Here is a 26,618-nt window from a genome sequence, read left to right on the forward strand (position 1 = left end):
TCTCACCGGTACTCCGAAAGCCTGCGCCCGATGCCGAAGAGCGCGCCGGCCGCCGCCGCGACCCCCAGCATGGCGGCACCGATCGGCAGTCCGGACATCGCGTCCCGGCCGTCGGTGGCCTGCTCCTTGAACTCGGTCTCCTCGAACGCCAGCGCGTTCTTCAGGTTCGTGTCGACGCTGTCGAAGCACTCGGCGGTCGCGTCCTTGGTGCCTATCACCTTGTCCAGCGCCGCCTGGTAGTCGCCGTTCTCGTCCTCGGTGCGGGCGTCGGCGTGCCGCTCCTTCCACACCTTCATGTTCCCCTCGGCCGCCACGACAGGCTTGTTGCCGGCCGTGCCGTCCGCGAGCGCGGCGGCCTCGGTGAGGCCCTTGCCGAGCGCCGCCATGTCCTTGTCGAAGTCGTAGTAGTACGCGTCGTACGTCTGCCCGCCGACCGTGACCGTCTCGGCGCCGCGCGCCACCAGGCTCAGGTTCTCGTTCCCGCGCGCCTTCAGGGAGGCGATCCGGGCGTCGTGCAGCACGTTCAGCGAGCGGACGCCGTGGTCGTAGGAGCCGTCCAGACCGGACCGGGCGAGGGTGTGGCCGACGACCAGCCACAGCAGCGTGATGACGGTGGCCGCCGAGGCCGCGACCAGGCCGTGGTTCAGCAGGCGGTTCGTCCGGCGGTAGTGGCGCAGCTGGGCCCAGGCGAGCGCGGCGAGCGCGAGGAGGCCGAGGGCGATCGCCGCCCACGGGTACGGCGTCGCGTCCGAGTAGTCGGAGGCGAGGCGCGCGTTCTCCTTCGTGTAGAGGTCCTCCGCGGCCGGGAGCATCTCCTGCTGCATCTTCTCGTTCGCGTACCGCAGGTACGCGCCGCCGACCGGGTAGCCCTGCCGGTTGTACACGCGGGCCCGCTCCACCAGCCCCTCGTACTCCGGCAGCAGCTTGTTCAGCTTCGCCACGGCCGCCTCGGCGGGCGAGCCGGGCTCGGAGTTGGCGGCGGCGGTGACCAGCTTGGCGGCGGCGGTCTGGACGTCCTTCTCGTACCGCGTGCGGGAGGCGGCCGTCTCCTGGCCGCCCGCCAGGAAGCCGCTGGAGGCCGTGGTGTTGGCGTCCGCCAGCGAGCGGTAGATGTCGGCCGCGCCCGAACTGAGCGGCTGGCTGCGGTGCAGCACGTCGTCGGCGGCGGCCGCGCGGTCGGTCATCTGCCAGGCGGTGACGGCACCGAAGGCGACGATCAGCACGGCCAGGACGGCGCCGATGATCCGGAGCCGGCCGGGCTCGGTGGTGGCGGCGGTGCGCACCTGCTCGACGCCCTCCGCGAACGCGGAACGGCGGCGCGGGGGCGCCGCCTCGGGCGTGGGGGCGCCGGTCCGCTGCGCGGGCAGGGCGGTGCCTGCTCCTGGCGGTGCCGCGCTCTTCGTCGGCGAGTCTGTCACTTGACCTCCCCCATGGCCATCCGGTCGCCGACCAGTATCGCCGCCCGGACTGACATTCGGCACCGGCCTTCACTGGATCTTGATCGGATCGCAGCGGAACCCCTGCCCATGAATACGCCGGGGGAATCGGTTCGGTTCCGGAGGGGTGGTGAGGGTGCGTCACGGGGCGCGGGTGCGTGGGGGCTGGTCGCGCAGTTCCCCGCGCCCCTGACGGGGCGCCTCAGCCGCGGGCGCCTTGTCAGCTGACCCAGCCTGCGGGCAGTCGTGCCGCTGGGGCGGCACGGGTGGGCGCAGGCGGCACCCGGCCAGCGCCGGTAAGCGACACCCCCCGCCCCGGCCCCCACCCACCGTCACCCTTCGAAGTACCGCCGCACCCTCTCCTGCACAGCCACCCCCGCCCCCACCACATCCAGCCCCAGCAGCGCAGCGCCCAGTACCGGCCGCGCCGTCACCACCCGCGGTACCGCCTTCGGCGCCCGCGCGGCCAACAGCTCACGCACGCCGTCGTCCAGCTGCGGATGCCCGCCCGCCAGCACCCCGCCCCCCAGCAGCACCGGCGTCTCCTCGTCCAGCAGCTCCAGGCGCGTCAGCGCGACCACCGCCATCGCCACCACCTCCTGCGCCAGCCGGTCCACCACCGCCCGGGCCACCGGGTCGCCGTCGGCCGCCGTCGCGAACAGCACCGGCGTCAACTCGTGCCGCCGGGCGGGCTCGACGTCCTCCCGGTGCAGCGCCTCGATCAGCGCGAGCATGCTGTCGTACCCGAAGTGGGCCGGGAGCGCGCGGGCCAGGGCCGTGCCCTCCCCACGGCCGTCCTCCGCGCGGGCCGCGTGCCACAGGGCCTCCTCCGCCAGTCCCCAGCCCCCGCCCCAGTCACCGGAGATGCGGCCGAGGGCGGGGAAGCGGGCGGTACGGCCGTCGGGGCGCATGCCGACGCAGTTGATGCCGGCACCGCACACGACGGCGACCCCGCGCGGCTCGGTGACGCCGGCCCGGAAGATCGCGAAGGTGTCGTTGCGGACCGCCACCGTCGCCCCCCACGCGCGCGTGGCCAGCGCGGCGGCCAACTGCTCCTCCTCGAAGGGGAAGTCGGCGTTGGCCAGGCAGGCGGAGACGTGGGCGACGGAGGTGACCCCGGCGGCGGCGTACGCCTCCGCGACCGCCGTCGCCACCTCGTCCACGGCCTGCTCCACGCCCACCACCGGCGGCCGGAAACCGCCGGCCCGGGCCGTGGCGAGGACCTCGCCGTCCGCCGCCACCACCGCGACGTCGGTCTTGCTGTTGCCCGCGTCGATGGCGAGGACACTTGCGGTCAGGCCCACGCGAGGTGCTCCCGGTTGTGCGCGATCAGTCGGTCGGTCAGGGCGTCGGCGTACTCGTACTGGCCGATGAGGGGGTGGGAGAGCAGCGCCCGGAACACGCGGTCCCGGCCGCCGCGCAGGGCCGCCTCCAGGGCCAGTTCCTCGTACGCGGTCACGTTCGCGACCAGCCCGGCGAAGAGCGGGTCGACCTCCGGGACGGGCAGCGGAACGGGGCCGTGCGCGCCCACCGCCGCCTGTACCTCGATCACCGCGTCGTCGGGGAGGAAGGGCAGCGTGCCGCCGTTGTAGGTGTTCACCACCTGGTAGGGGTTCCCGCTGCTGCCGAGCAGCGCCGCGGCCAGGTCGACGGCCGCCTCCGAGTAGTAGGCGCCGCCGCGTTTGGCGAGCAGCTCCGGCTTCTCGTCCAGGGCCGGGTCGCCGTACATCTCCAGCAACTGCTTCTCCATCGCGGCGACTTCCTCCGCCCGGGACGGCTTGGTGCGCAGTTCCCGTACGACCTCGTCGTGCGCGTAGTAGTAGCGCAGGTAGTAGGACGGGATCACGCCGCCGAGGCGGTCCAGGAGGGCCGTGGGCAGCTTCAGGTCGGCGGCGATCGTGTCGCCGTGCTCGCCGAGCAGCTTGGGCAGGACGTTCTCGCCCTCGGGGCCGCCGAGGCGGACCGCCGTCTCCCAGGTGAGGTGGTTGAGGCCGAGGTGGTCCAGGTGGATCTCGGACGGCGTGACACCCAGCAGGTTCGCGAACTTCCGCTGGAAGCCGATCGCCACGTTGCACAGCCCGACCGCCTTGTGGCCGGCCTGGAGCAGGGCGCGGGTCACGATCCCCACCGGGTTGGTGAAGTCGATGATCCAGGCGTTCGGGTTGGTGCGGCGGACCCGTTCGGCGATGTCCAGGACGACGGGGACCGTGCGCAGGGCCTTCGCCAGGCCGCCGGCGCCGGTGGTCTCCTGGCCGATGCAGCCGCACTCCAGCGGCCACGTCTCGTCCTGCTGCCTGGCCGCCTGCCCGCCGACGCGCAGTTGCAGCAGCACCGCGTCGGCGCCCTCCACGCCCGCGTCCAGGTCGGAGGTGGTGACGATGCGGCCGCTGTGGCCCTGCTTGGCGAAGATCCGGCGGGCCAGTCCGCCGACCAGTTCGAGGCGTTCGGCGGCCGGGTCGACCAGGACGAGTTCCTCGATGGGCAGGGTGTCCCGCAGGCGTGCGAAACCGTCGATGAGTTCAGGGGTGTAGGTCGAGCCTCCGCCGACCACAGTGAGCTTCATGAATGGGTTAACCCTTCACTCCGGTGAGCGTGACGCCCTCGACGAACGCCTTCTGGGCGAAGAAGAAGACGAGGATCACGGGGGCCATGACCAGCAAGGTCGCGGCCATGGTCAGGTTCCAGTCGGTGTGGTGCATGCCCTTGAACGACTCCAGGCCGTAGGAGAGGGTCCAGGCGCCCGGGTTCTCCGAGGCGTAGATCTGGGGGCCGAAGTAGTCGTTCCAGGCGTAGAAGAACTGGAAGAGAGCGACGGCGGCGATCCCCGGCTTCGCCATCGGGATCACCACCCTGAGGAGGGTCCTGAGGTCGCCGCAGCCGTCCACCTTCGCCGCGTCCAGGTACTCGTTCGGGATCGTCATCAGGAACTGGCGCAGCAGGAAGATGGAGAACGCGTCGCCGAACGCCATCGGCACGATCAGCGGCCACAGGGTGCCGGAGAGGTCCAGCTGCTTCGCCCAGAACAGGTACATCGGGATGATGACCACCTGCGGCGGCAGCATCATCATCGAGATCACCAGCATCAGGGACAGGTTGCGGCCCCGGAAGCGGAACTTCGCGAGCGCGTACGCCACCGGGAGCGACGACACGACGGTCAGGACGGTGCCGAGTCCGGCGTAGATCAGGGTGTTCTTCCACCAGGTCAGGAAGCCCGGCGTGTCGAACACCTTCTTGTAGTTGCCCCACTCCCAGGTGTGCGGGATCAGGTCCCGGCTGAGCGCCTGGCTGTCGCTCATCAGCGAGGTCAGGAACACGAACACGAAGGGGAGGGTGAAGAACAGGGCGGCGGCGACGCCGAGCGAGTGCACCGCCACCCAGTTCAGCAACGCCTTGCGGCGGGCGGTGCGTTCGGCGTCCGACACCGGGGCCTTCAGCTCCGCCGGCCGGTCCAGCACTTGGGTCATCGTCAGTCACCTGCCTGGATGAGACCGCCCCGGCGCCGCATCAGGATCGCGGTGAACGCCATGGACAGGGCGAAGAGCACGAGGGCGACGACACACGCGGAGCCGTAGTCGAAGCGCTGGAAGCCGAGGTTGTAGACGAGCTGGGGGAGGGTGAGCGTCGACTTCTCCGGATAGCCGGGTTCGAACTGCGTGCCCGCGCCCTGGATCACGCCCGAGGCGACCTTTCCGGCGATGAGCGGCTGTGTGTAGTACTGCATCGTCTGGATGACACCCGTCACGACCGCGAACATCACGATCGGTGAGATGTTCGGGAGGGTGACGAACCGGAAGCGTTGCCATGCGGAGGCGCCGTCCAGCTCCGCCGCCTCGTACTGCTCCGTCGGCACGTCGAGCAGCGCGGCCATGAAGATGACCATCAGGTCGCCGACGCCCCACAGGGCCAGCAGGGTCAGGGCCGGCTTGGACCAGGTGGGGTCGTTGAACCAGCCCGGGGCCGGGATGCCGACCTTCTCCAGGATCGAGTTGACCGGCCCGGTACCGGGGTTGAGGAGGAACGCGAACGCCATGGTCGCGGCGACCGGCGGGGCCAGGTAGGGCAGGTAGAAGAGGGTGCGGAAGACCCCGGTGCCCGTCTTGATCTTCGTGATGAGCATGCCGACGCCGAGGCCGAAGACGACCCGGAGCGACACCATCACCAGTACCAGCCACAGGGTGTTGCGCAGTGCGGGCCAGAAGTAGGGGTAGTGCTCGAAGACGTACGTCCAGTTCTTCGTGCCGCTCCACGTCGGCGGTTTGAAGCCGTCGTAGTGCATGAAGGAGAAATAGACCGTGGAGATCAGCGGGTAGGCGAAGAACACCGCGAACCCGATCAGCCAGGGCGACATGAAAGCGACCGTACGAAGCGCCGACCGGCGGCGCTTCGACGCCAACGTGATGGTGCTCATCGCTACTTCGCCTGCGCGATGTCCGTGTCGATCTGCTTGGCCGTGGCCTCCAGACCGGACTTGAGGTTGCTGACCTTGCCGCTCTCGTAGTCGTATCCGAAGTTCTGGATCGTCGCCAGGTACACACCGCCGTTGATGGAGGCGGGGGACGTCGTGGAATTCGGGTTGGCGGCGATGTCCAGGAAGGTCTTGAACCGCGGGTCGTACTTCAGCTTCGGCGACTTCAGGGCGGCCAGCGTGGACGGCACGTTGTGGATGGCGTTGGAGAAGTTCACCACCGCGTCCGTGTCCGTGGTGATGTACTTGACGAACTCCCAGGCCGCGTTCTGCTTCTTGCTGTTGGCGGCGATGCCCGCGATGGTGCCGGTGATGTAGCCCTTGCCGTACTGCGCGACCTGGTCGTCGGGCACCGGCAGCGGGGCGACGCCGATGTCGAACTTCGGCTTGGTGGCAAGGGCCATGCCGAGCCGCCACTCGCCGTCGAGCTGCATGGCGACCTGGCCGGTCTGGAAGGGGTGCTTGTCGCCCCACTCGTCGCCGAGCGTCGCCCGGTACTTCTCCAGCTTCTGGAATCCGCCGAGTTCGTCGACGAGGTTCTTCTGGAGCGTGAACGCCTCTGTGAACGCCGGGTCCTTCGCGACGTTCGACTTTCCGTCGGCGGTGAAGTACGTCGGCGAGAACTGTGCCTGGTAGTGCTCGGTCGTGGTCTCCCAGCCGTGGTAGTCCGGCATGAAACCGAGCTGCTTGTAGCTGTCGCCCTGGGTGATCGTCAGTTTCTTGGCGTCGGCCTTGAATTCGGTCCACGTCTTCGGCGGGCTGGTGATACCGGCCGCCTTGAACGCCGTCTTGTTGTAGTAGAGGCCGTACGCGTCACCGAGCAGCGGCACCGAGCAGCGGTTGCCGTCGTACTGGGTGTACTCGTTCATCGCCTTCGGGAACGTCGTCGCCGGGTCGATGCCGGACTTCTTGAAGAACGGGTTCAGGTCGACCAGCGCGCCCGAGGAGCAGAACTTGCCGACGTTGTTGGTGGTGAACGACGAGATGACGTCCGGGGCCTTGTCGCCGCCGCTGCGCAGCGCCTGGTTGATCTTGTCGTCGGTCATGTTGCTGACGACGTTGACGTGGATGTTGGGGTGCGCCTTCTCGAAGCCGGCGATCAGCGCGTTGACCGCCTTCACCTCGTTCGGGGCGCTCCAGGCGTGCCAGAAGTTGATGGTGGTGTTCGCGGAGGCGTCGGCGTCGGCTCCGGAGGAGGACTGGCCGGTACAGGCGGTGAGCAGGGCCAGCGAACTGGCGGCCGCGGTCAGGGCAAAAGCCGTCTTTCGGGCAGCGGAGGGTATGGGCATGGCGAGGTCTCCCGGGGCGGGCGGTGTGGGAAGGGAAGGCTGTGCGGGAAGTCGAGGGGCGGAGAGAGGCGGAGGCAGGCGGAGAGGGGGCAGGGGCTCAGCGCGAGGTGTCGAAGACCTCGTCGCGGGTGGTCGCGAGCGCGCTCTCCAGCGCGCCGCGCAGCACGGGGTGTTCACGGACGTCGCCGACGACGAGCCGCGGCCGGGCGGCCGCCAGTTCCTCCAGTTCGGCCTGGACGAGGGCGCGCAGCACCTCGCCGCCGGAGGTCAGGGCGGTGCCGCTGAGGACGACGAGTTCGGGGTCGAGGACGGAGACGAGGGAGGCGAGACCGGTGGCGAGCCGGGTCGCGTAGGTCCGGAGCAACTGGTGGTAGGGGCCGGTGGCGTGGTCGGCGGCGCGGGCGACGAGTTCGGCGGCCGCCTCGTCGTACGGCCCGTCCGGCAGGTCCTCGATGCCCAGCTCGCGCGCCAGCCGGGGCACGGCCTGCGAACCGGCGAGCTCCTGGTAACCGCCGCTGTTGGCCTTGGTGACCTGGCGGACCAGCGGGGTGCCCGGCACCGGCAGGAAGCCGACCTCGCCGGCACCGCCGGTCCAGCCGCGGTGCAGCCGGCCACCGAGGACCAGGGCGGCACCGAGGCCCTCCTGGTTCCACAGCAGCACGAAGTCGCCGTGGCCGCGGGCCGCGCCGAGCCGCTGTTCGGCGATGGCGGCGAGGTTGACGTCGTTCTCGTACTCGACCGGCATCGGCAGCGCGGCGGCGAGGTCGTCGAGCAGTGCGGGGGAGTGCCAGCCGGGCAGGTGCGAGGCGTACCGCAGCCGGCCGGTGTTGGGGTCGAAGGCGCCGGGCGTGCCGACGACGACCCGGTGCACGTCGTCCCGGGCCAGCCCGGCCGCCTTCACGGCGCCGTCCAGGGCGTCGGTGACCTGCCGTACGACGGACTGCGCGGAGCGCCGCCCGGGGGTGGGCAGTTCGTACTCGCCGACGGTACGGCCGGTGACGTCGGCGACGGCGGCCCGGATCCGGCCCGGGTTGACGTCGAGGCCGGCGGCGTGGGCCGCACGCGGATTCACCGAGTACAGCTGGGCGTTGGGGCCCGGCCGGCCCTCGCTGGTGCCGGTCGCCAGCACCAGCCCGGCCGCCTCCAGACGGGCCAGCAGCTGGGAGGCGGTCGGCTTGGAGAGGCCGGTCAGCTTGCCGATCCGGGTGCGGGACAGCGGGCCGTGCTCCAACAGCAGGTCCAGTGCGGCGCGGTCGTTCATGGCGCGCAGCACACGCGGGGTGCCCGGCGTACCGGCGGTTCCTGCCATGGGGTTCGACACCTGCCTTTCCAGCCGCTCAGTTTCCCAGTGACACGGACGATCGGTCCACCCGGGTGGACCACCTGAGGCGGCCATCCCCTGATCACTGTTAGGAAAGTTTCCTGTTGGCTGGAAAACGTAAGCCGCCGGAAGGAGAGCGTCAATAGCCCGCCGGGGCGGCAACGCAGTCGTTACCTGGGCCCGGGCATGCGGAAGGGCCCGCCCGGAAGATCCGGACGGGCCCCGCTGTGCGCCTGGGGGTCTGTCAGAGCTCCAGGGCCGGCGGGTCCACCTCGACGTAGTCGCCCGCGGCCTTCGCCGCGGCGGTGGTCGTCGTGCCGGCGAAGACGAAGCGGTAGTAGCCGCGCTTCGAGGCCTTCACGGTGGTGGACAGCGCACCGCCGGTGCCGGAGGTGATGCCCTTGACGTTCTGGTACGTGCTGCTGCCCTCGGCGCGGAACTGGAGGACGACCTTCTGCCCCTTGTACCCCGCGTACTTGCCGGTCTCCCAGTTCGCCCGGGTCAGCTTGCCCTTGACGGTGAGCGTCTTGCCCTGGACCGCCGGCTCGGGGGTGGCGTTGACGGTCAGCTTGGCCGCCCGCTGCACCTTGGCGGTGGTCAGGTTGCCCCAGATGGCCGCGTCGTACTCGGAGCTGAGGAAGTCGTCCGAGACGGTGCTGTCGAGGTGGGCGTACAGCCCCCCGGCCTTCCACGTGGTGGCGTCCGCGGCCTCGTACAGGTAGTCGTCCGGGTCGACCGGGATGGTCTCGGAGCAGCTCTCGGTGACCGTGGTGTCCGTGGTGGCGGTCGTCGTGCAGGTGGGCATGACTTCCGGGTCCAGCTCGTTGCCGAGGGACTTCAGCGTGCCGCGGTAGAGCATCACCGCGGCGAACGTCTTCTTGTTGTCGATGACCAGGTCGGCGGGCCGGGTCAGGGTGTACGTCACCGGCACGTTCACCGTCTTGGTGGTGCCGACGACGATCGCCTTGCCCTTGTTCACGGTCACGTAGGAGAAGACCAGGTTCGGAGTGGCCGCGGAGGCGGCGGGCGCCGCGATGCCGGCCAGGGCCAGGGCGCCGGACAGGGCGGTGCCTATGGCGAGCTTTCTCATGTATCCCCACATTCGAGACGGGCCCCCGGGCGACGTCGCGCTCCAGAGCAAGGGCCCGTAGTGGGGCGACGATAGATCATCACGAGTGCGGGGAGAATGCGCGGGGCCTGTGAAGACCATCTGAATCCGGCCGACGGCCGGATTGTGATCACGGCTGCGTCACGATCTTCGTCCGCGCTGGTCAACGGGGTCCTTCGCCACGTTTCCTGCTTCTTGATCCCGGCATCGGACAGGAGGACGGGGACTCGGATGGCCTACCCGAGACGGCTGTTCCTGCGGCTGTCGCTGAGAACCTTCACCGACTCCGTGCCGGCGATGGTGCCGCCGTGCGTCTTCGCCTTCGTCGACGACGGCCTCGCCTGGTCGACCCTGCGCGAGGTGACCGCCATACCGGTGGCGTTGGCACTGCTCTCCCCGCTGTGGGCGGCCTGGCGAACCCGCGCGCTGGTGCGCGCGGCGCGCGGGCTGGGTATCCCGGTCTCCGAGAACGCCCTCGACCGCACCCAGACGCACACCCTCACCGGCGTCCCGCTGTCCCTCGTCCGCACCGAACTGGGCGCGGCCCGGCGGGCGTCCGGGGTCGGCGACGGCAACCCGGTCGGTTTCTCCTGGCGTCCGTTCCGGGGCAAGGCGTCCGCCGACGGTTCGGTCACCTACGAGGAGGCCTCGGGGGAGACCCGCGTCGAGCTCCGCGCGGGCAAGGGCCTCAAGACCGACACCGCCGTCTTCCACGGCGCCGTCTTCCTCGCGCTCTGCCAGACAGTGCGCACGATCGAGCCCGGGAGCACGAAGTGAAGCGGCGGTACATCGGGCTGGGGCTCGCCCTCGTCCTCGCGACGGCGGGCTGCACCACGACGACGGAGAAGGCGGCCGCGACCAGCCCTTCGACCAGCCCTTCGGCCAGGGCGTCCGCCACTGCCCCCGCCTGTCCCGGCGGCACCTTCCGGTGGGCCGGTGTGACCCGCGAGGAGCGGCTCACCGAGCTCTCCCCGGTCGTGACGGTGAAGGAGGGCGACCGCGGCTGGATCACCTTCCACACCCGGCTCGTCCGGAACGTCGTGCCCCGGGTCGACACCAGCGACGGCAGCGTCTCCGCGCACCGCGTCATGGCCGCGCTCGCCAAGCACCTCAAGCTGTGGGAGCCGTACGAGTACGCGACCCCCGGGGAGGACTCGGCCGACCGCCGACCGTCGCCGCTCAGAATGGGAACCCGCGGGCACGCCGGGCGCTACGTCGACGCCAAGAGCGTGCGGGTCGTCCAGGGCAGCTTCACCGTCGCCTGCCCCGGCCGGGACGTCTACGGCAGCGTCACCACCTGGGTCGGCGGCAACACCGACGCCGGCCTGACCTGCGGTGTCGACCCCCGCGCCGAAGCCTGGGTCAAGGAGGCCTACCGGCTGGCCTGCGGCGGCGGAACTACTTAGCGCCCGACCGCTGCGAGGCGATCGGCGTCGCCGCCGCCACCTGCGGCGAGTCCGAGTTGGAGAACACCGACGGCGCCGCCACCCCGTCCGCCCGGTCCGCGGCCTCGTCCTCCGAAGCCGCGGCCGGGACACCGCCGACGATCCGGATGTCCGCCGCGTCGAACGCCCGCTTGATCCGCCAGCGCAGCTCGCGCTCCACGGTCAGCGCCTTGCCCGGCATGGTCTTGGCGGAGAGCCGGACGACCATCGAGTCGATGAGGACCGAGTCCAGGCCGAGGATCTGGATCGGACCCCACAGGAGCTCGTTCCAGGGCTCCTCCTTGGACATCTTCTCGGCGACCGCGTCCAGGACGGCCCGCACCTGGTCCAGGTCCTCGCTGGGCCGGACGGTGACGTCGACGCCGGCCGTGGCCCAGCCCTGCGAGAGGTTGCCGATGCGCTTGATCTCGCCGTTGCGGACGTACCAGATCTCACCGTCGGCGCCGCGCAGCTTCGTCACCCGCAGGCCGACCTCGACCACCTCGCCGGAGGCGACCCCGGCGTCGATCGAGTCGCCGACGCCGTACTGGTCCTCCAGGATCATGAACACGCCGGACAGGAAGTCCGTGACCAGGTTCCGGGCGCCGAAACCGATCGCGACACCGGCGACACCGGCGGAGGCCAGCAGCGGGGCCAGGTCGATCTGGAAGCTGCTCAGCACCATCAGCGCGGCCGTGCCGAGGATCAGGAAGCTCGCCACCGACCGCAGCACCGACCCGATCGCCTGCGAGCGCTGCCGCCGCCGCTCGGCGTTGACCAGCAGCCCGCCGAGGGTGGTGCCCTCCGCCGACTCGGCCGTCCGGTTCATCCGGTCGATGAACTTGGTTATCGCCCGCAGCACGACGTTTCTGAGCACCACCGCGATCACCACGACCAGCAGCACCTTCAGCCCGATCGCCAGCCACGTCGACCAGTTCTGCTCGACCCAGCTGGCCGTGTTGGCGGCGCTCTCCTGGGCGTCCTGGAGCGTGGGGACGGTCGTTGTCGACGACTCCGAGGGGGTCGGCGACGGCGACGAACCGGCGGCCAGTAGGACGGCGGGCAAGGACACGGCGGGTACCTCCAGGCGGTGCGGTACTGCCCTCCGGCACGGCGTTCAAGGTCAGATACGGCGTTCAAGGTCACGGAAAGGTCACCGGACGGGCAGGAACACCACACTAACGGGGCAATGTGTGTGGGCCCGGCCGATACGAGAAGGAGAGACCGTCCTCACGCCTGCTTCTCACTTCCGGTCGCTTCCGCCGCACGGGACCGCCCGAGCAGGACCGCCTGAACAGGGCCGCTGGAAACGGCCCGCTTGAAAAGGGGTGCAACCGGGGGATGAATGCGGTGTGGTCGAAAACACTCCCAGCCCGTTACCGGGAGATGGTGGCGCGTCCACCAGGCAGGAGGGGAGACTGGCCACAGATCGTCCCGGCGCGAGCCACGCGCCGCCGACGCCCAAGGAGGCCCCCGTGCCGCATGTCCTGGTCCTCAACGCGTCGTACGAGCCGCTCGGCGTCGTACCGCTCCGCCGCGCGCTCGTCCTCGTCCTGGAGAACAAGGCTGTCGCCTTGGAGGAATCCGGCGCCTATATGCACAGCGCAACCGTCACAGTCTCGGCACCCAGCGTGGTCCGGCTCAAGCGATTCGTACGGGTTCCCTACCGGGGGCCCGTTCCTCTCACCCGCAGGGCGCTCTTCGCGCGCGACGGGGGCCGGTGCATGTACTGCGGTGGCGTCGCAACCAGCGTCGACCACGTCATCCCGCGCAGCCGCGGGGGTCAGCACGTCTGGGACAACGTGGTGGCGTCGTGCCGCCGCTGCAACCACGTCAAGGCCGACCGCCATCTCTTCGAGATCGGCTGGCGGCTGCGGCACAAACCAGCCCCACCCACCGGCCTGGCCTGGCGCATCATCGGGACCGGCCATAGGGACCCGCGCTGGCTGCCCTACTTGCAGCCGTACGGCGCGGACGACGCTCTGGCCCGGATCGACGGCATCTCCGCCTGACGATCCGGGCCTTCGCATACCCGGGCACGGTGTGCTCCGGCCCCCGGGGGTCCCCCGTGCCCCCGGGGTGCCCCGTGCCCCGGGGTGCCCCGTGCCCCACCCGGGGGCCGGGCACTCGTCCGGCGGTCACGCGTAGCGCAGTTCCGCCGGGCGCACCGAGCGGCGCAGCAGGGGCAGCGAGGTGGCCGCGGCGAGCAGACAGCACGCGTACACGCCCACCGGGACCAGCAGCGCCGCGTACGGCACGCCCGCGGCGGTCCGCTCCCCGACGAGCGCCGAGTACCAGACTCCGACCCCCATGCCGCCCGCACCCGCCACCGCGACCGCGGGGAGCAGCGGCAGCGCGGTCTCCAGCAGCAGCGCCCGGGCCAGCACCCCGTGCGGCACCCCGACGGCGGTCTGGACCGCCAGGCCCCGGCGCCGGGTGGCCAGGGACTCCGCGGTGCCCACGGCGAGGGCGGCCAGGACGATCGCCAGGGCGACGAGGATCGCGGCGGCCGTCAGATCGAGCCCGTCGGTGTAGTACGACAGGCCCGTCCCGAGGTGGCCCTCGCGCCCGGACGCGCGCAGATCGGCGAGCAGCACCTGCCGCACCCCCACGAAGCCCGTTCCGACGACCGTCACGAGCAGCACGGCCGCGTGGGTCCGGGCCGCCGCCCACGGGTCGTCGCGGAGCCGCTCCGCCGCGATCAGCACCGCGGGGCTGCCGGTGCGGGCGGCGAGCGCCGAGCCCAGCCGCCCGGACGACCAGCCCGCCAGCCACACCGCCGCGGCGCCCACCAGCAGGCACAGGGCGAAGACCACGAGCGGGCCGACGGCGAGCCCGAACAGGGGGAGCGAGAAGGGGTCGCGCACGAACACCGCCACCACCAGGAACAGCGCGGACACGCCCAGCAGGACGGTCGCCACCAGGAACAGCCGCCCCGGGCCCGCCGGCCGCACCCGCCGCACGACACCCAGCGGCGACGCCACCACGCGGCGCAGCGACAGCACGCTCACCGCCGCGCCGGCCGTCGGCACCAGCAGCGTCACCGCGGCGATCCCGGCCCAGGCCAGGGGAACGGGGTGGGACCACAGACGGAGCAGGACCGGCAGCGAGACCGCCGCGGCCACGGCGGAGCCGGCCAGGCAGGCGAGCCCCGACTCCAGCGCCGCGATCCGCCGCACCTGCGCGGCCCCCGCCCCCGCCAGCCGCAGCGCGGCCAGCCGCCGCTCGCGGTGCACGGCACCGATCCGCGCGCTCTGCCCGAGGAACCCGTACACCGGAATGAGCAGCATCGTCAGCGCGACGACCACGCCGCCCCGGGTCCCCTGCTCGTCCAGCAGCCCGCCGCCGACGCCGATGTGATAGTGACCGTCCAAGGGCACGAGCACGGCGACCACCGTCCCGAGCCCGGTCGCGAGGGCGGCCCCGGCCGCCGTCAGCACGACCCGCCACCACTCCCGCCGGTCCGACCCCCGGGTCAGCAGCCAGGCGAGCGCCAGATCGGCCCTCACGCGGCCACCTCCGCCGGCAGCACGGCCCCGTCGCTCAGCCGCACCTCGCGGTCCGCGTACGCCGCCACCTGGGCGTCGTGCGTGATCAGCAGGACAGCCGTACCCGACTCGCGGGCCGTGTGCACCAGGGCGGTCATCACCTGCTCGCTCGCCAGCGAGTCCAGCGCCCCCGTCGGCTCGTCGGCGAAGACCACCTTCGGGCCGGTCACCAGCGCCCGTGCCAGGGCGACCCGCTGCGCCTGGCCGCCGCTGATCTCGCCCGGCCGCAACTCCTCCTGTCCGCGCACCCCGAACCGCTCCAGCCACTCGCCGGCCCGCGCCCGGGCCTCGGTGCGGGCCGCTCCGGCCAGCATCAGCGGCAACGCCACGTTGTCGAGCGCGGTCAGTTCCGGGATCAGCTGCCCGAACTGGAAGACCACGCCGAAGTCGGAGCGCCGCAGCTCGCTCAGCCGCTTCTCCGGCAGCTGGTCGAGCCGCGACCCGTCGTAGGTCACCGCCCCCGTGTCCGGCCGCACGATCCCGGCCAGACAGTGCAGCAGCGTGGACTTGCCACTGCCGCTGGCCCCGGTCACGGCGAGGATCTCGCCGGCGCGCAGCTCGACACAGGCGCCGCGCAGTGCCGCTGTCCTGCCGTGCGCCTTGACGAGGTCCCGGCCCGCCAGAAGCGGCACCGGGGAGTCCCCCTTGTTGGTCATGCTGCGTCGACCTCCGCGGTCAGAGTGGTCAGCCGGTCCGCCGTGGTGTTCATCCAGCGGAGGTCGGCATCGAGGTGGTCGAGGGCGAAGTCCGCCGAGAGCACGGTCGCCAGATCGGCGCCCCGGGCCGTCTTCACGGCCGTGAGTTCCCGCATCCGCTCCATGTGCGCGGCACGCTGGGCGCGCAGATAGGCGGCCGGATCGCCACCGGCCAGGATCGAGACGACGACCTTCGCGAAGATCTCGTTCGCCACGAAGGGCGCGGGCGGCGCGATCTCCCCGGCCCAGTGCGCCAGCTCACGTGCCCCGCCGTCCGTCGACCGGTACAGCGTCCGCTCCGGCCCCCCGTCGGCGTCGGTCCCCTCGACCTCGGCGAGACCGTCCCGGACCAGGCGCTGCAGGGTCGTGTACACCTGCCCGTAGGCCAGCGGACGGGCCTGCGGAAAGCGTTCGTCGTGGCGCCGCTTGAGGTCGTAGCCATGACTCGGCCCTGCCTCCAACAGCCCCAGAAGGATGTGCCGGGTGCTCATGGAGAGCAGTATGCACTGGATACATGTACTGAGTGAATAGTGCGAGTGAAGAGTGCTCCCTGGAAATTCGCCGCCCCGCCGCCCTGCCCCGTCGCCCGCCGCGAAGGCCTGGGCGGAGTTCATCGCGTCGCAGCGCTGATCGCCGTCCGCGGGGAGTGCCCCTGCGGCGACGGGGTAGGCCTGCTCTGACCCGGCAATCGCCGCCGTACCCGACGTCGTGACGAGGAGGCCGCCGTGGCCGCAACGGTGCATCATCCGATCCCGGCCCAGTCCAAACCCCCGGTGGAGACCGCGGAGGAGCCCCACCTGTGCGGGTTCAGCGCCGAGAGTGCCTGCGCGCAGGCCCCGCTGACCAGTGAGCCGCCGCTGCCCGACGCCGAGCCCCTCACCAGCGAACCGCCGCTCGCCGACGCGGCGCCGCTGACCAGCGAGCCGGGGTTGTAGATGAACGAAGCCCTGGACCCGGGGCTGCGCCGGCTCGCGGAGCTGCACGGCGTCGCCACCTCCTACAGTCCCGCCCCGGACCGCACCGTCGCCGCCTCGCCCGGTGCTGTGACCGCCGCCCTGGGCGCCCTGGGCGTCGACGCGAGCACCCCGGACGCCGTCCGCACCGCCCTCGCCGACCGGGAACGGGAACTCGCCGAACGGCTGCTGCCGCCGACGGTCGTCCACTGGGCGGGCACCGGCGAGATCGCCCTCGGCCTGCCCGCCGGCACCCGCCTGGAGGTGCGGACGGAGGACGGGGAGAGCCGGAGCGATGTGGAGGGTCTGCCGCTCGGGGTGCATCTGCTGACCGCCGCCGCCCCCGACGGCCGCACCGCCCGCGCTCACCTGGTCGTCGCCCCCGAGCGGCTGCCCACCCCCGCCACCCGCTCGTACGGGATCCTCGTCCAGCTCTACTCGCTCCTGTCCCGCCGCTCCTGGGGCATGGGCGACCTCGGGGACCTCGCCGAGCTGGCCGACTGGGCCGGACGCACCGCGGGCGCCGGGTTCGTCCAGGTCAACCCGTTGCACGCGGCCGTACCCGGGGCGCCGACCGACCCGTCCCCCTACCGCCCCTCCTCCCGCCGCTTCCCCGACCCGGTCCACCTGCGCCCGGAGGCCGTACCCGAGTACGCCGAGTACACCGAGTGCGCCGAGGACACCGCCACGGGTCCCGGCACCGCCACCGGCGCCGTCACGGACCGTGCCGCCGTCACGGACCGTGCCGAAGCCCTGCGTTCCGCCGTCCTCGACCAGGGCGCCCTCATCGACCGGGACGCCGTGTGGGAGCTGAAGCGGGAGGCGCTGGAGAAGGCCGCCGCCGCACCGCTCGCCCCCGGCCGGCAGGCCGCCTACGACGCCTTCCGCGCCGCGGAGGGGCAGGCCCTGGAGGACCACGCCACCTGGTACGCGCTCGCCGAGCGGCACGGCTCCGACTGGCACCGCTGGCCGGCGGAACTGCGCGACCCCCGCTCACCGGAGACCGCCCGCGCCCGCGCCGAGCTGGCCGACCGGGTCGGCTTCCACTCCCGGCTCGCCTGGCTCACCGTCACCCAGCTCACCGCCGCCCAGCGCGCCGCCCGCGAGGCCGGCATGTCGGTCGGGATCGTGCACGACCTCGCCGTGGGCGTGCACCCGGCGGGCGCCGACGCCTGGGCCCAGCAGGACCACTTCGCCGCCGGGATGTCCGTCGGCGCCCCGCCCGACGCCTTCAACGCCCGCGGCCAGGACTGGGGCCTGCCGCCCTGGCGCCCGGACCGCCTCGCCGCCTCCGGCCACGCCCCGTTCCGCGAACTCCTGCGCGCCCTCTTCCGGTACGCCGGAGCCCTGCGCATCGACCACGTGATGGGCCTGTTCCGGCTGTGGTGGGTGCCGCAGGGCAGCCCGCCCACCGAGGGCACGTACGTCCGCTACGACGCCGAGGCCATGCTGGCCCTGCTGGCCCTGGAGGCGACCCGGGCCGGAGCGGTGGTGATCGGGGAGGACCTCGGCACCGTGGAGCCCGGGGTGCGCGAGACGCTGGAGCGGCACGGGGTGTTCGGCACGTCCGTGCTCTGGTTCGAACGGGACTGGGACGGCGACGGCCGCCCGCTGCCCCCGGCCCGCTGGCGCGCCGACTGCCTCGCCACCGCCACCACCCACGACCTGCCGCCCACCGCGGCCCGCCTCACCGGCGAACACGTCGAACTCCGCGACCGGCTCGGCCTGCTCACCCGCCCGCTGGCGGAGGAACGGGCCGAAGCGGTGGCCGACACCGCGGAGTGGCTGGCCCTGCTGACCCGCCTCGGCCTGCTCGCCGCCGCCGACACCGGCGACGAGGAGGCCGAGATCCGGGCCGTGCACCGCTTCCTGCTCCGCACCCCGGCCCGCATGATCGGCGTCTGGCTCCCGGACACCGTCGGCGACCGCCGCCCCCAGAACCTCCCCGGCACCTGGGACCAGTACCCGAACTGGCGCCTCCCGATCGCCGACGCCAAGGGCCGCCCGGTGACCCTGGAGGAACTGACGGCCTCGGAGCGGGTGCGCGCGCTGTTCCGGACCCTGCACACCGACCGCCCGTCCACGGCGTGAGTACGGGCCGCCGCAGCCCGCCGCAGCCCGCGGCGGCCCGTACAGGTACCCCCGGACGCGCGCCCCCCAAGTCGGCCCGCTAACTTTGGGTTCGTGGACAAGAAGAACGCCCTGCGCGCCGGCGCCCTGGCTGCCGGTACGACGCTGATGATGCTGCTCATGTCGTCGCCCGCCCTCGCGCTCACGCGTGACGACGGTGACGACCCCGGCCCGGGCCTGAGCGTCGTCCAGACGCTGGGCCTCTACGTCCTGACCCCGCTGGTGCTGTTCGCGGTCATCGCCGGTCTGGTGATGGTGCTGGACAAGTCCAAGGTCCGGGTCACCAAGCCGAGCGCGAAGGCCAAGGCGAAGGCCTGACACCCGCTTCCCCCGCTTCTCCACCGAGGGCGCCGGTCGCCTTCCGTACGTACCGCACGTACGGGAGCCGACCTGCGCCCTCGGCGCGTTTCCCGGCGGCGGGTCGTTCTCAGGGGCTCGGCGCGGTCAGATAGCGCTGCACGGTCGGTCCGAGCCACGCCTCGATCTCCTCCCGGGCCAGCGCCACGACCGGCGGCAGCCGCACCACGTACCGGGTCAGCGCGAGCCCCATCAGCTGCGCGGCGCACAGCCCGGCCCGCGTCGCCACCTGCTCGGGGTCCGGGCACACCCGCCGGGCCACCGGCACCACCTGGTCCCGGAAGATGCCCTGCAGGCGCTCGGCCCCCGCCTTGTTGGTGACGGCGACCCGCAGCACCGCGGTGAGCTCCTCGTTCGCCTCCCAGATGTCCAGGAAGTGCCCCACCAGCGCCCGCCCGACCTCGGTGGGCGGCACCTGGGACACGTCGGCCATCCGCAGGTCGAGCGTGACGGCGGCCGCGAAGAGGCCGTCCTTGCTGCCGAAGTAGCGCATGACCATCGAGGGATCGATGTGGGCGTCCTTGGCGATGGCGCGGATGGTGGCGCGCTCGTAGCCGTCGGCGGCGAAGCGCTCGCGGGCGGCGGCCAGGATGGCGGAGCGGCTGGCGTCGGAGCGGCGCGCCGCCGGGCCGCTCGCGGAATCCGTGCTTCTACTGGGGGTGCCGGTCATGCCAACGAGCGTAGGCCAACGAGCGTGGGCCAACAAGTGTGGGCCAACAAGTGTGGGCCAACAAGTGTTGACCGCGGAATCGGTCCGACCTAGGCTTGTCAACAAGCGTTGGCAAACATCCGTTGGCAAACGAGTGTCGGCACATGAATGCCGGCAAACGAGTGCAGGCATCCAGGAGGCCCCCATGAACGGCACGACTGGCACCCCGGGAACCACCGGCCCGGCCCCGGCCCCCGCCCCAGCCCCCGCCCTCGGCTCCGGAACCTCCCGTGTGATCGTCGTCGGCTCCGGCCCCACCGGCCTTCTCCTGGCCGGTGACCTCGCCGCCGCAGGCGTCCCGGTCACCCTCCTCGAAAAGCGCCCCCACAAGATCAGCAACCTCTCCCGCGCCTTCGCCCTGCACGCCCGCGCCCTGGAGCAGCTCGACGCGCGGGGCCTCGCCGACGAACTCGAAGCCGTCGGCCGGCCCCTGGCCCGGCTCAACCTCTTCGACGGCCTCACCCTCGACCTCTCCACCCTGCCCTCCCGTTTCCGGCATGTCCTCGTCCTCCCGCAGTACGAGATCGAGAAGGTGCTGGAGCGCCGGGCGGCCGAGGCGGGCGTCGACTTCCGCCACGAGTCCGAGGTGACCGGACTGACCCAGGACGCGGACGGGGTCACCGTGCACGTCAGGGGCGGCGCGGACCTGCGCGCCGCGTACGTGGTCGGCGCCGACGGGATGCGCAGTGCCGTGCGGGAGGCGGTCGGGCTGCCGTTCCCGGGGCGGTCGGCGATCCGGTCCGTCGTCCTCGCCGACGTGCTGCTCGCCGAGAAGCCCGCGACCCTGCTGACGGCCGCCGCGGTCGGCGACGCGTTCGCGTTCCTGGCGCCCTTCGGCGACGGCTACTACCGCGTCATCTGCTGGCACCGCGGCCGCGACGTCCCCGACCACGAGCCGGTCGGCCTCGACGAGGTCAGGGAGATCACCCGGCTGGCCCTCGGCAAGGACTACGGGATGCACGACGCCCGCTGGATGTCCCGCTTCCACAGCGACGAACGCCAGGTGCCCAACTACCGGGTCGGCCGGGTCTTCCTGGCCGGCGACGCGGCGCACGTGCACACCCCCGCCGGCGGCCAGGGCATGAACACCGGCCTGCAGGACGCGGCCAACCTGAGCTGGAAGCTCGCCGCCGTGCTGCACGGCCACGCGGACCCCGGTCTGCTCGACACCTACCAGGGCGAACGCCACCCGGTCGGCAGGTCGGTCCTGCGCAGCAGCGGCGCAATCGTCCGCCTCGCGATGGCCAAGGGCCCCCTGCTGGCGGTGCGGAGCGTCCTCATCCGCGCGCTGGGCCATGCCGGCCCGGTCCGCCGCAGGATCGTCGGCCAGATCACCGGCATCGGCTACCGCTACCCCGCACCACGGGGCGCCCACCGTCTCACCGGCACCCGGGCCCCCGACCTCGCCCTGGCCGGCGGCGGCCGCCTGTACGAGGCCCTGCGCGGCGGCCGGTTCGTCCTGGTCACCCCGGACCCTGACCCGGGCCGGGGCCCGCGGTACGGCGACGACCGGCTGGCCGTGGCGCGGTGGCGGAGCGGCCGTCGTACGACCGTTCTGGTGCGCCCCGACGGATACGTGGCCTGGGCGGGCGAGGACGCCCGGGCGCCGGAGATCGAGCAGGCGCTGGCCGCCCATCTCGGGTGACCGGTTCAGGACAGGCTGAAGTCGGCGGCCTTGGTGTCGAGGGTGGTGTGGCCGTCCTTGGCCGTGGCGAGTACGGCGATGTGCCAGGTGCCGTGCGTGGAGGAAGCGACGTCGGCGGCGGACACCGTGTCCTTGTAGACGCAGCGGACTGTGTGGCCGCCGGCCGGGGTGCAGGTAGCCGACTCCACCGAGGCCATGTCCTTGGCGGTCAGCGGCTTCGTCGCGAACTCGGACTTCTCCGGCCAGGCCAGCACCTTCAGGTTCTTGACGCCGGAGGGCGCGGTGACCTCGGTGGTGAAGGAGAGCGAGCCGTCCCGGCCGCCGTCGGGGGCGGTGTAGTGGACGGTGCTGTGCGCGAGGGCGGGCGACGGCTCCTGGTCGCCGGCGTAGGCGAGGGCGAAGGCCCCGGCCCCTCCGAGCACGACGACAGCGGCGACCACGGACAGGGCGATACGACGGGACATGGCGAGTTCTCCGTAACTGGCTCAGGCCGGCTCGGAACCGTCCGAGCCGAAGGGACCCGGCGCTCTCTCCCGCGCCGTTGCGTCGATACTCGCAACGCGCAGCCGCCCCGGGCGTGAGCACGGATACTCAACTGGTCCTAGGTGATGGGTACTTCGTGAGTGAGGTGGGGCGCCCGGCGCAGATCGCGCCAGGTGCCCCACCGCCCCACTGCCCCGCCGTCGTACCGCCTACTCGGCGGCCGCGTCCGCCGCCTGGGCCTTCAGGGCGCGCTCGACGCCCGCGCGGGACTCCGAGACGAGCCGGGCCAGGGCCGCGTTCGGCTGGGCCGCGGCCAGCCAGGTGTCCGTCTTGGCCAGGGTCTCCTGGGAGACCTGCAGGGACGGGTAGAGGCCGATCGCGATCTGCTGGGCGATCTCGTGCGAACGGGCGTCCCACACCGACTTCAGGATCTCGAAGTACCTGTCGGTGTAGGGCGCCAGCAGCTCACGCTGGTCGGTCTGGACGAAGCCGCCGATCACCGCCTCCTGCACGGCGTTCGGCAGCTTGTCGGAGTCGATGACCGACGCCCAGGCCTCCGCCTTCGCCTCCTCGGTCGGGCGGGCCGCGCGGGCGGTGGCCGCGTGCCGCTCGCCGGCGGCCGTCCTGTCCCGCTGGTACTCGCCCGCGATCTCCGCCTCGTCGAAGCGGCCGACCGCGGCCAGCCGCTCCACGAACGCCCAGCGCAGTTCGGTGTCGACGGCCAGGCCCTCGATGGTGTGGGTGCCGTCCAGCAGGCCTTCGAGCAGGTCCAGCTGCTCCGGTGTGCGGGCGGTGGCCGCGAAGGCGCGCGCCCAGGCCAGCTGGTGGTCGCTCGCGGGCGCGGCGGACCGCAGGTGGGCCAGCGTCGCGTCGGTCCAGCGGGTGAGCAGGGCCTCACGGGCGGCCGGGTCGGCGTACAGCTCGACGGCCAGCTTCACCTGGCGGTGCAGGGACTGGACGACACCGATGTCCGACTCCTTGCCGATGCCGGACAGCACGAGGGACAGGTACGCGCGGGTGGGGAGTTCCGCGTCCCGGGTCATGTCCCAGGCGGACGCCCAGCACAGGGCGCGCGGCAGCGAGGACTCGAAGTCGCCGAGGTGCTCGGTGACGAAGCGCAGGGACTCCTCGTCGAGGCGGACCTTGGCGTACGACAGGTCGTCGTCGTTGAGCAGGAACACCGCCGGGCGGGCGCGGCCGGCCAGCTGCGGAACGGCCGTCAGCTCGCCGTCCACGTCCAGCTCGATCCGGTCGGTGCGGACCAGCTTGCCGGTCGCCTCGTCGAGGTCGTACAGGCCGATCGCGATCCGGTGCGGACGCAGGGTGGGCTCGCCCTTGGCGCCGGCGGGCAGCGCCGGGGCCTCCTGGCGGATGGCGAAGGAGGTGATGACACCGTCGGCGTCCGTCTCCACCTCCGGGCGCAGGATGTTGATGCCGGCCGTCTGCAGCCACTTCTGCGACCAGGTGCTCAGGTCACGGCCGGAGGTCTCCTCCAGGGCGCCCAGCAGGTCGGACAGGCGCGTGTTGCCGAACGCGTGCCGCTTGAAGTACGCCTGCACGCCCTTGAAGAACTCGTCCATGCCGACGTAGGCGACGAGCTGCTTCAGGACGGACGCGCCCTTGGCGTACGTGATGCCGTCGAAGTTGACGAGCACGTCGTCCAGGTCGCGGATCTCGGCCATGATCGGGTGCGTGGAGGGCAGCTGGTCCTGCCGGTACGCCCAGGTCTTCATGGAGTTGGCGAACGTTGTCCACGAGTGCGGCCAGCGCGACCCGGGGGCGTACGCCTGGCAGGCGATGGAGGTGTAGGTGGCGAACGACTCGTTCAGCCACAGGTCGTTCCACCACTCCATGGTGACCAGGTCGCCGAACCACATGTGGGCCAGCTCGTGCAGGATGGTCTCGGCGCGCGTCTCGTACGCCGCGTCGGTCACCTTGGACCGGAAGACGTACTGGTCGCGGATGGTCACCGCGCCCGCGTTCTCCATCGCGCCCGCGTTGAACTCCGGCACGAAGAGCTGGTCGTACTTGGTGAACGGGTACGCGTAGTCGAACTTCTCCTGGAACCAGTCGAAGCCCTGCCGGGTCACCTCGAAGATCGCGTCCGAGTCGAGGAACTCGGCGAGCGACGGGCGGCAGTAGATGCCCAGCGGAACGCTCTGGCCGTCCTTCTCGTACACGCTGTGCACGGAGTGGTACGGGCCGACGATCAGCGCGGTGATGTACGACGAGATGCGCGGCGTCGGCTCGAAGACCCAGAGGTCGTCCTTGGGCTCGGGCGTCGGCGAGTTGGAGATCACGGTCCAGCCGGAGGGCGCTTTGACCGTGAACTGGAAGGTCGCCTTCAGGTCCGGCTGCTCGAAGGAGGCGAAGACCCGGCGGGCGTCCGGCACCTCGAACTGGGTGTAGAGGTAGGCCTGCTCGTCGACGGGGTCGACGAACCGGTGCAGACCCTCACCCGTGTTCGTGTACGCGCAGTCGGCGACGACACGGAGGACGTTGGGGCCCTCCAGCAGGCCGGGCAGCGCGATCCGGGAGTCCGCGAAGACCTCGGCGGGGTCCAGCGGATCACCGTTCAGGGTGACCTCGTGGACCGCGGGGGCCACCAGGTCGACGAAGGACGCGGCGCCGGGTTCGGCGACGTCGAAGCGCACCGTGGTCACGGACCGGTAGGTACCGCCCTCCTGCGCGCCGGAGAGGTCGAGATCGATCTCGTACGAGTCAACGGTGAGCAGCTTCGCCCGCTGCTGTGCCTCTTCGCGAGTCAGGTTTGTGCCAGGCACGCGGTCATCTCCTCGTTATGTGTGGGTTGCGCCATCCTTCCACGGGAGCGGGGACGAGGGCGACGAGGGAAAACCCCAGAGATCGCGCGGTCGCAGGCCCGGGGCCGCCTCAGACGGCCGTCGTGCCCCCGTCGACGGGGACGGCCGCGCCGGTGACGAAGGAGGACCGGTCGCTGCACAGCCAGAGCGCCGCCTGGGCCACCTCGGCGGGGTCGGCCATCCGCTTCTGCAGCGTCTCCTGCTCGAACTGCCTGCCCAGCTCGGGCAGCTCACGGACGACCCGGTCCATCATCTCGGTGAGTGTGCTGCCCACCACCAGCGCGTTGACGCGGATGCCGCGCTTCCCGTACTCGGCCGCGGCGGCCCGGGTGAGCCCGAGGACGGCGTGCTTGGCGGCCACGTACGCGGCCGAGGCCCCGGTGGCCCGCTGCCCCGCGACGCTGGAGGTGTTGACGATCGTGCCGCCGCCGTCGCGGAGCATCACGGGGACCTGGGAGCGCAGGCAGTTCCAGACGCCGCGCACGTTGACGTCCATGGTCTGCTCGTAGACGTCCCGACCGGTCTCGTGCAGGTCGGTGCCGGCGGTGCCGAACCCGGCGTTGTTGAAGGCGCAGTCGAGCCGGCCGAAGGCGTCGACGGCCGTGCGCACGACCCGCTCGACGTCGTCCTCGGCGGCGACGTCCCCGGGCACGGCGAGTGCCCGCCCGCCGGAGCCGCGGATCTCCTCGACGAGCGACTCCAGCCGCTCCGCCCGCCGGGCGGTGACCACGACGGCGGCCCCCTCACGGGCGAACAGCCGCGCCGCGGCCGCCCCGATCCCACTGGACGCCCCGGTGATCATGGCGACCTTGCCGTCGAGGAGGCGTGAGGTGCCGCAGGCAGGCTGGGTGTCGCTCATGTGTGGTGGCCCCCTGGAAAACGAACGTGAGCATCAGCGCCCCGTTAGGGGCGCGGGGCTGTGCCGATATGCGGCTCCGCCGCGTGGGCGCGACCAGCCAGGACGGCGCCGCACTCGCCCGACGGCAGAACGCGGCACCCCCTGAGGCGCCCGGCCCCCTACTTGCCAGCCAGCTCTTCCGCCACCAGCTCAGCGATCTGCACGGCGTTGAGCGCAGCCCCCTTGCGGAGGTTGTCGTTGGAGACGAAGAGCGCGAGGCCGTTCTCCACCGTCTCGTCGCGGCGGATCCGGCCGACGTACGACGGGTCCCGGCCGGCCGCCTGCAGCGGGGTGGGGATGTCGGACAGCTCGACGCCGGGCGCGTCGGCGAGCAGCTCGGTCGCGCGCTCCGGGGAGATCGGGCGGGCGAACCGGGCGTTGACCTGGAGGGAGTGCCCGGAGAACACCGGGACGCGGACACAGGTGCCGGAGACCTTGAGGTCGGGAAGCTCCAGGATCTTGCGGGACTCGTTGCGCAGCTTCTGCTCCTCGTCGGTCTCGTTCAGACCGTCGTCGACGAGGTTGCCGGCGAAGGGCAGGACGTTGAAGGCGATGGGCCGCTTGTAGACCTGCGGCTCCGGAAAGTCGACCGCCGTGCCGTCGTGGGTGAGCTTGTCCGCGTCGGCGGCGACCTTCTGCACCTGCCCGTGCAGCTCCGCCACGCCCGCGACACCGGAGCCGGACACCGCCTGGTAGGTGGTGGCGACCAGCGCCTCCAGGCCCGCCTCCGCGTCCAGCACCTTCAGGACCGGCATCGCGGCCATCGTGGTGCAGTTCGGGTTGGCGATGATGCCCTTCGGGCGGTTCGCGATCGCGTGCGGGTTCACCTCGGAGACGACCAGCGGGACCTCGGGGTCCTTGCGCCAGGCGGAGGAGTTGTCGATCACGACGGCACCCTGCGCGGCGACCTTCTCCGCGAGCGCCTTCGAGGTGGCCCCGCCCGCCGAGAACAGCACGATGTCCAGGCCGGTGTAGTCGGCGGTCGCCGCGTCCTCCACCGTCACACCGTCGAGCACGGTCCCGGCCGAGCGGGCCGAGGCGAACAGGCGCAGCTGGGTGACGGGGAAGTTCCGCTCCGCGAGGATCCTGCGCATGACCGTGCCGACCTGACCGGTGGCTCCGACGATTCCGACCCTCACGGCGACTCCCTCTGCATACGTTGACCTGTGTCTGCGGCCTTTCCATCATGCGGCCGACCCGGGTCCACCTGTCCAATTCTTTCCCCGCCATGCTCACCGACTGGACCAGCCGCCCCGTGGAACTCCCGCCCGCACCCACGCTGAGCTGCAGAAATTACCTCCACTTGGCCGTCGTGCCGCAAGCTGTGCTGCGCCG

Annotated in this window: 24 protein-coding genes; 7 read left to right on the forward strand and 17 right to left on the reverse strand. The window is 71.9% G+C overall.

Annotation, left to right across the window (positions count from 1 at the left end; genetic code table 11):
• Window positions 1–2: 2 nt before the first annotated feature.
• The 8 genes from ABZ887_RS27285 to ABZ887_RS27320 form a co-directional block, all read right to left on the reverse strand.
• Window positions 3–1,367: a hypothetical protein gene (locus ABZ887_RS27285; protein ID WP_361294597.1), complete on the reverse strand. Its 1,365-nt coding sequence runs from the start codon at window positions 1,365–1,367 to the stop codon at window positions 3–5.
• 401 nt (window positions 1,368–1,768) lie between these two features.
• On the reverse strand, window positions 1,769–2,740 hold the full coding sequence (locus ABZ887_RS27290) for a BadF/BadG/BcrA/BcrD ATPase family protein (protein WP_361294248.1): 972 nt from the start codon (window positions 2,738–2,740) through the stop codon (window positions 1,769–1,771).
• Entirely contained in the window at window positions 2,731–3,999 is a 1,269-nt protein-coding gene (locus ABZ887_RS27295; RefSeq protein WP_361294251.1) for a 6-phospho-beta-glucosidase, read from the reverse strand. The genes ABZ887_RS27290 and ABZ887_RS27295 overlap by 10 nt, the downstream gene beginning before the upstream one ends.
• 7 nt (window positions 4,000–4,006) lie before the next feature.
• Complete coding sequence (locus ABZ887_RS27300; protein WP_361294254.1) at window positions 4,007–4,900, reverse strand: carbohydrate ABC transporter permease; 894 nt, start codon at window positions 4,898–4,900, stop codon at window positions 4,007–4,009.
• A 2-nt stretch (window positions 4,901–4,902) separates the two neighbouring features.
• Entirely contained in the window at window positions 4,903–5,844 is a 942-nt protein-coding gene (locus ABZ887_RS27305; protein WP_361294257.1) for a sugar ABC transporter permease, read from the reverse strand.
• Window positions 5,845–5,846: 2 nt separating this feature from the next.
• Entirely contained in the window at window positions 5,847–7,190 is a 1,344-nt protein-coding gene (locus ABZ887_RS27310) for an ABC transporter substrate-binding protein (protein ID WP_361294260.1), read from the reverse strand.
• A gap of 97 nt (window positions 7,191–7,287) precedes the next feature.
• Window positions 7,288–8,499, reverse strand: a complete 1,212-nt coding sequence (locus tag ABZ887_RS27315; protein ID WP_361294263.1) for an ROK family transcriptional regulator — start codon at window positions 8,497–8,499, stop codon at window positions 7,288–7,290.
• 256 nt (window positions 8,500–8,755) lie between these two features.
• Entirely contained in the window at window positions 8,756–9,601 is an 846-nt protein-coding gene (locus ABZ887_RS27320) for a hypothetical protein (protein WP_361294266.1), read from the reverse strand.
• A gap of 249 nt (window positions 9,602–9,850) precedes the next feature.
• On the opposite strand from ABZ887_RS27320, the gene ABZ887_RS27325 reads away from it, so the two are divergent.
• On the forward strand, window positions 9,851–10,396 hold the full coding sequence (locus ABZ887_RS27325) for a hypothetical protein (RefSeq protein WP_361294269.1): 546 nt from the start codon (window positions 9,851–9,853) through the stop codon (window positions 10,394–10,396).
• Complete coding sequence (locus tag ABZ887_RS27330; protein WP_361294272.1) at window positions 10,393–11,025, forward strand: hypothetical protein; 633 nt, start codon at window positions 10,393–10,395, stop codon at window positions 11,023–11,025. The genes ABZ887_RS27325 and ABZ887_RS27330 overlap by 4 nt, the downstream gene beginning before the upstream one ends.
• Here the strand turns inward: ABZ887_RS27330 and ABZ887_RS27335 are convergent.
• On the reverse strand, window positions 11,018–12,115 hold the full coding sequence (locus tag ABZ887_RS27335) for a mechanosensitive ion channel family protein (protein WP_361294275.1): 1,098 nt from the start codon (window positions 12,113–12,115) through the stop codon (window positions 11,018–11,020). The two genes, ABZ887_RS27330 and ABZ887_RS27335, sit on opposite strands and share 8 nt — an antisense overlap.
• Before the next feature lie 403 nt (window positions 12,116–12,518).
• Here ABZ887_RS27335 and ABZ887_RS27340 point away from each other — a divergent pair, with 403 nt between their 5' ends.
• On the forward strand, window positions 12,519–13,055 hold the full coding sequence (locus tag ABZ887_RS27340) for an HNH endonuclease (RefSeq protein WP_089107458.1): 537 nt from the start codon (window positions 12,519–12,521) through the stop codon (window positions 13,053–13,055).
• A gap of 126 nt (window positions 13,056–13,181) precedes the next feature.
• Here ABZ887_RS27340 and ABZ887_RS27345 read toward each other — a convergent pair whose 3' ends face one another.
• The 3 genes from ABZ887_RS27345 to ABZ887_RS27355 are packed head-to-tail and all read right to left on the reverse strand — an operon-like array spanning window position 13,182 to window position 15,777.
• A complete protein-coding gene (locus ABZ887_RS27345) occupies window positions 13,182–14,552 on the reverse strand; it encodes an FtsX-like permease family protein (protein WP_361294279.1) in 1,371 nt (456 codons plus the stop codon).
• Window positions 14,549–15,247: an ABC transporter ATP-binding protein gene (locus ABZ887_RS27350; RefSeq protein ID WP_361294282.1), complete on the reverse strand. Its 699-nt coding sequence runs from the start codon at window positions 15,245–15,247 to the stop codon at window positions 14,549–14,551. The genes ABZ887_RS27345 and ABZ887_RS27350 overlap by 4 nt, the downstream gene beginning before the upstream one ends.
• Window positions 15,244–15,777: a PadR family transcriptional regulator gene (locus ABZ887_RS27355; protein ID WP_361294285.1), complete on the reverse strand. Its 534-nt coding sequence runs from the start codon at window positions 15,775–15,777 to the stop codon at window positions 15,244–15,246. The genes ABZ887_RS27350 and ABZ887_RS27355 overlap by 4 nt, the downstream gene beginning before the upstream one ends.
• A gap of 246 nt (window positions 15,778–16,023) precedes the next feature.
• Between ABZ887_RS27355 and ABZ887_RS27360 the strand changes: the two genes are divergently transcribed.
• From ABZ887_RS27360 to ABZ887_RS27370, 3 genes are all read left to right on the forward strand, one after another.
• On the forward strand, window positions 16,024–16,221 hold the full coding sequence (locus ABZ887_RS27360; protein ID WP_361294600.1) for a hypothetical protein: 198 nt from the start codon (window positions 16,024–16,026) through the stop codon (window positions 16,219–16,221).
• Window positions 16,222–18,330: a 4-alpha-glucanotransferase gene (gene malQ / locus ABZ887_RS27365; protein ID WP_361294288.1), complete on the forward strand. Its 2,109-nt coding sequence runs from the start codon at window positions 16,222–16,224 to the stop codon at window positions 18,328–18,330.
• 93 nt (window positions 18,331–18,423) lie between these two features.
• The gene (locus ABZ887_RS27370) at window positions 18,424–18,687 is read left to right on the forward strand and encodes a hypothetical protein (protein ID WP_361294291.1); all 264 of its coding nucleotides are present in this window, start codon (window positions 18,424–18,426) and stop codon (window positions 18,685–18,687) included.
• A 109-nt stretch (window positions 18,688–18,796) separates the two neighbouring features.
• Here the strand turns inward: ABZ887_RS27370 and ABZ887_RS27375 are convergent, their stop codons facing one another.
• Entirely contained in the window at window positions 18,797–19,396 is a 600-nt protein-coding gene (locus ABZ887_RS27375; RefSeq protein WP_361294294.1) for a TetR family transcriptional regulator, read from the reverse strand.
• 184 nt (window positions 19,397–19,580) lie between these two features.
• Between ABZ887_RS27375 and ABZ887_RS27380 the strand changes: the two genes are divergently transcribed.
• Entirely contained in the window at window positions 19,581–21,080 is a 1,500-nt protein-coding gene (locus tag ABZ887_RS27380; RefSeq protein ID WP_361294297.1) for an FAD-dependent monooxygenase, read from the forward strand.
• Between the two features lie 5 nt (window positions 21,081–21,085).
• Here ABZ887_RS27380 and ABZ887_RS27385 read toward each other — a convergent pair whose 3' ends face one another.
• From ABZ887_RS27385 to ABZ887_RS27400, 4 genes are all read right to left on the reverse strand, one after another.
• Window positions 21,086–21,544, reverse strand: a complete 459-nt coding sequence (locus ABZ887_RS27385; RefSeq protein ID WP_361294300.1) for a DUF5707 domain-containing protein — start codon at window positions 21,542–21,544, stop codon at window positions 21,086–21,088.
• 228 nt (window positions 21,545–21,772) lie between these two features.
• Window positions 21,773–24,346, reverse strand: coding sequence for an aminopeptidase N (gene pepN / locus ABZ887_RS27390; RefSeq protein WP_361294303.1), 2,574 nt, complete (start codon window positions 24,344–24,346; stop codon window positions 21,773–21,775).
• 109 nt (window positions 24,347–24,455) lie between these two features.
• A complete protein-coding gene (locus ABZ887_RS27395) occupies window positions 24,456–25,244 on the reverse strand; it encodes a glucose 1-dehydrogenase (RefSeq protein ID WP_361294306.1) in 789 nt (262 codons plus the stop codon).
• 158 nt (window positions 25,245–25,402) lie between these two features.
• Window positions 25,403–26,422 (reverse strand): aspartate-semialdehyde dehydrogenase, encoded by a 1,020-nt coding sequence (locus ABZ887_RS27400; RefSeq protein WP_361294309.1) that lies wholly within the window; start codon window positions 26,420–26,422, stop codon window positions 25,403–25,405.
• Window positions 26,423–26,618 lie beyond the last annotated feature (196 nt).

It is taken from the genome of Streptomyces sp. NPDC047061 (genome assembly GCF_040643955.1).
GTDB lineage: Bacteria > Actinomycetota > Actinomycetes > Streptomycetales > Streptomycetaceae > Streptomyces.

Excerpts from the sequence above, each read along its gene's own strand:
- ABZ887_RS27315 (WP_361294263.1), bottom strand. The coding sequence starts at position 8,499 with ATGGCAGGAACCGCCGGTACGCCGGGCACCCCGCGTGTGCTGCGCGCC.
- ABZ887_RS27325 (WP_361294269.1), top strand. The coding sequence starts at position 9,851 with ATGGCCTACCCGAGACGGCTGTTCCTGCGGCTGTCGCTGAGAACCTTC.
- ABZ887_RS27395 (WP_361294306.1), bottom strand. The coding sequence starts at position 25,244 with ATGAGCGACACCCAGCCTGCCTGCGGCACCTCACGCCTCCTCGACGGC.
- ABZ887_RS27320 (WP_361294266.1), bottom strand. The coding sequence starts at position 9,601 with ATGAGAAAGCTCGCCATAGGCACCGCCCTGTCCGGCGCCCTGGCCCTG.
- ABZ887_RS27355 (WP_361294285.1), bottom strand. The coding sequence starts at position 15,777 with ATGAGCACCCGGCACATCCTTCTGGGGCTGTTGGAGGCAGGGCCGAGT.
- malQ (WP_361294288.1), top strand. The coding sequence starts at position 16,222 with ATGAACGAAGCCCTGGACCCGGGGCTGCGCCGGCTCGCGGAGCTGCAC.
- ABZ887_RS27380 (WP_361294297.1), top strand. The coding sequence starts at position 19,581 with ATGAACGGCACGACTGGCACCCCGGGAACCACCGGCCCGGCCCCGGCC.
- ABZ887_RS27305 (WP_361294257.1), bottom strand. The coding sequence starts at position 5,844 with ATGAGCACCATCACGTTGGCGTCGAAGCGCCGCCGGTCGGCGCTTCGT.
- ABZ887_RS27385 (WP_361294300.1), bottom strand. The coding sequence starts at position 21,544 with ATGTCCCGTCGTATCGCCCTGTCCGTGGTCGCCGCTGTCGTCGTGCTC.
- ABZ887_RS27300 (WP_361294254.1), bottom strand. The coding sequence starts at position 4,900 with ATGACCCAAGTGCTGGACCGGCCGGCGGAGCTGAAGGCCCCGGTGTCG.
- ABZ887_RS27375 (WP_361294294.1), bottom strand. The coding sequence starts at position 19,396 with ATGACCGGCACCCCCAGTAGAAGCACGGATTCCGCGAGCGGCCCGGCG.
- ABZ887_RS27295 (WP_361294251.1), bottom strand. The coding sequence starts at position 3,999 with ATGAAGCTCACTGTGGTCGGCGGAGGCTCGACCTACACCCCTGAACTC.
- ABZ887_RS27310 (WP_361294260.1), bottom strand. The coding sequence starts at position 7,190 with ATGCCCATACCCTCCGCTGCCCGAAAGACGGCTTTTGCCCTGACCGCG.
- ABZ887_RS27350 (WP_361294282.1), bottom strand. The coding sequence starts at position 15,247 with ATGACCAACAAGGGGGACTCCCCGGTGCCGCTTCTGGCGGGCCGGGAC.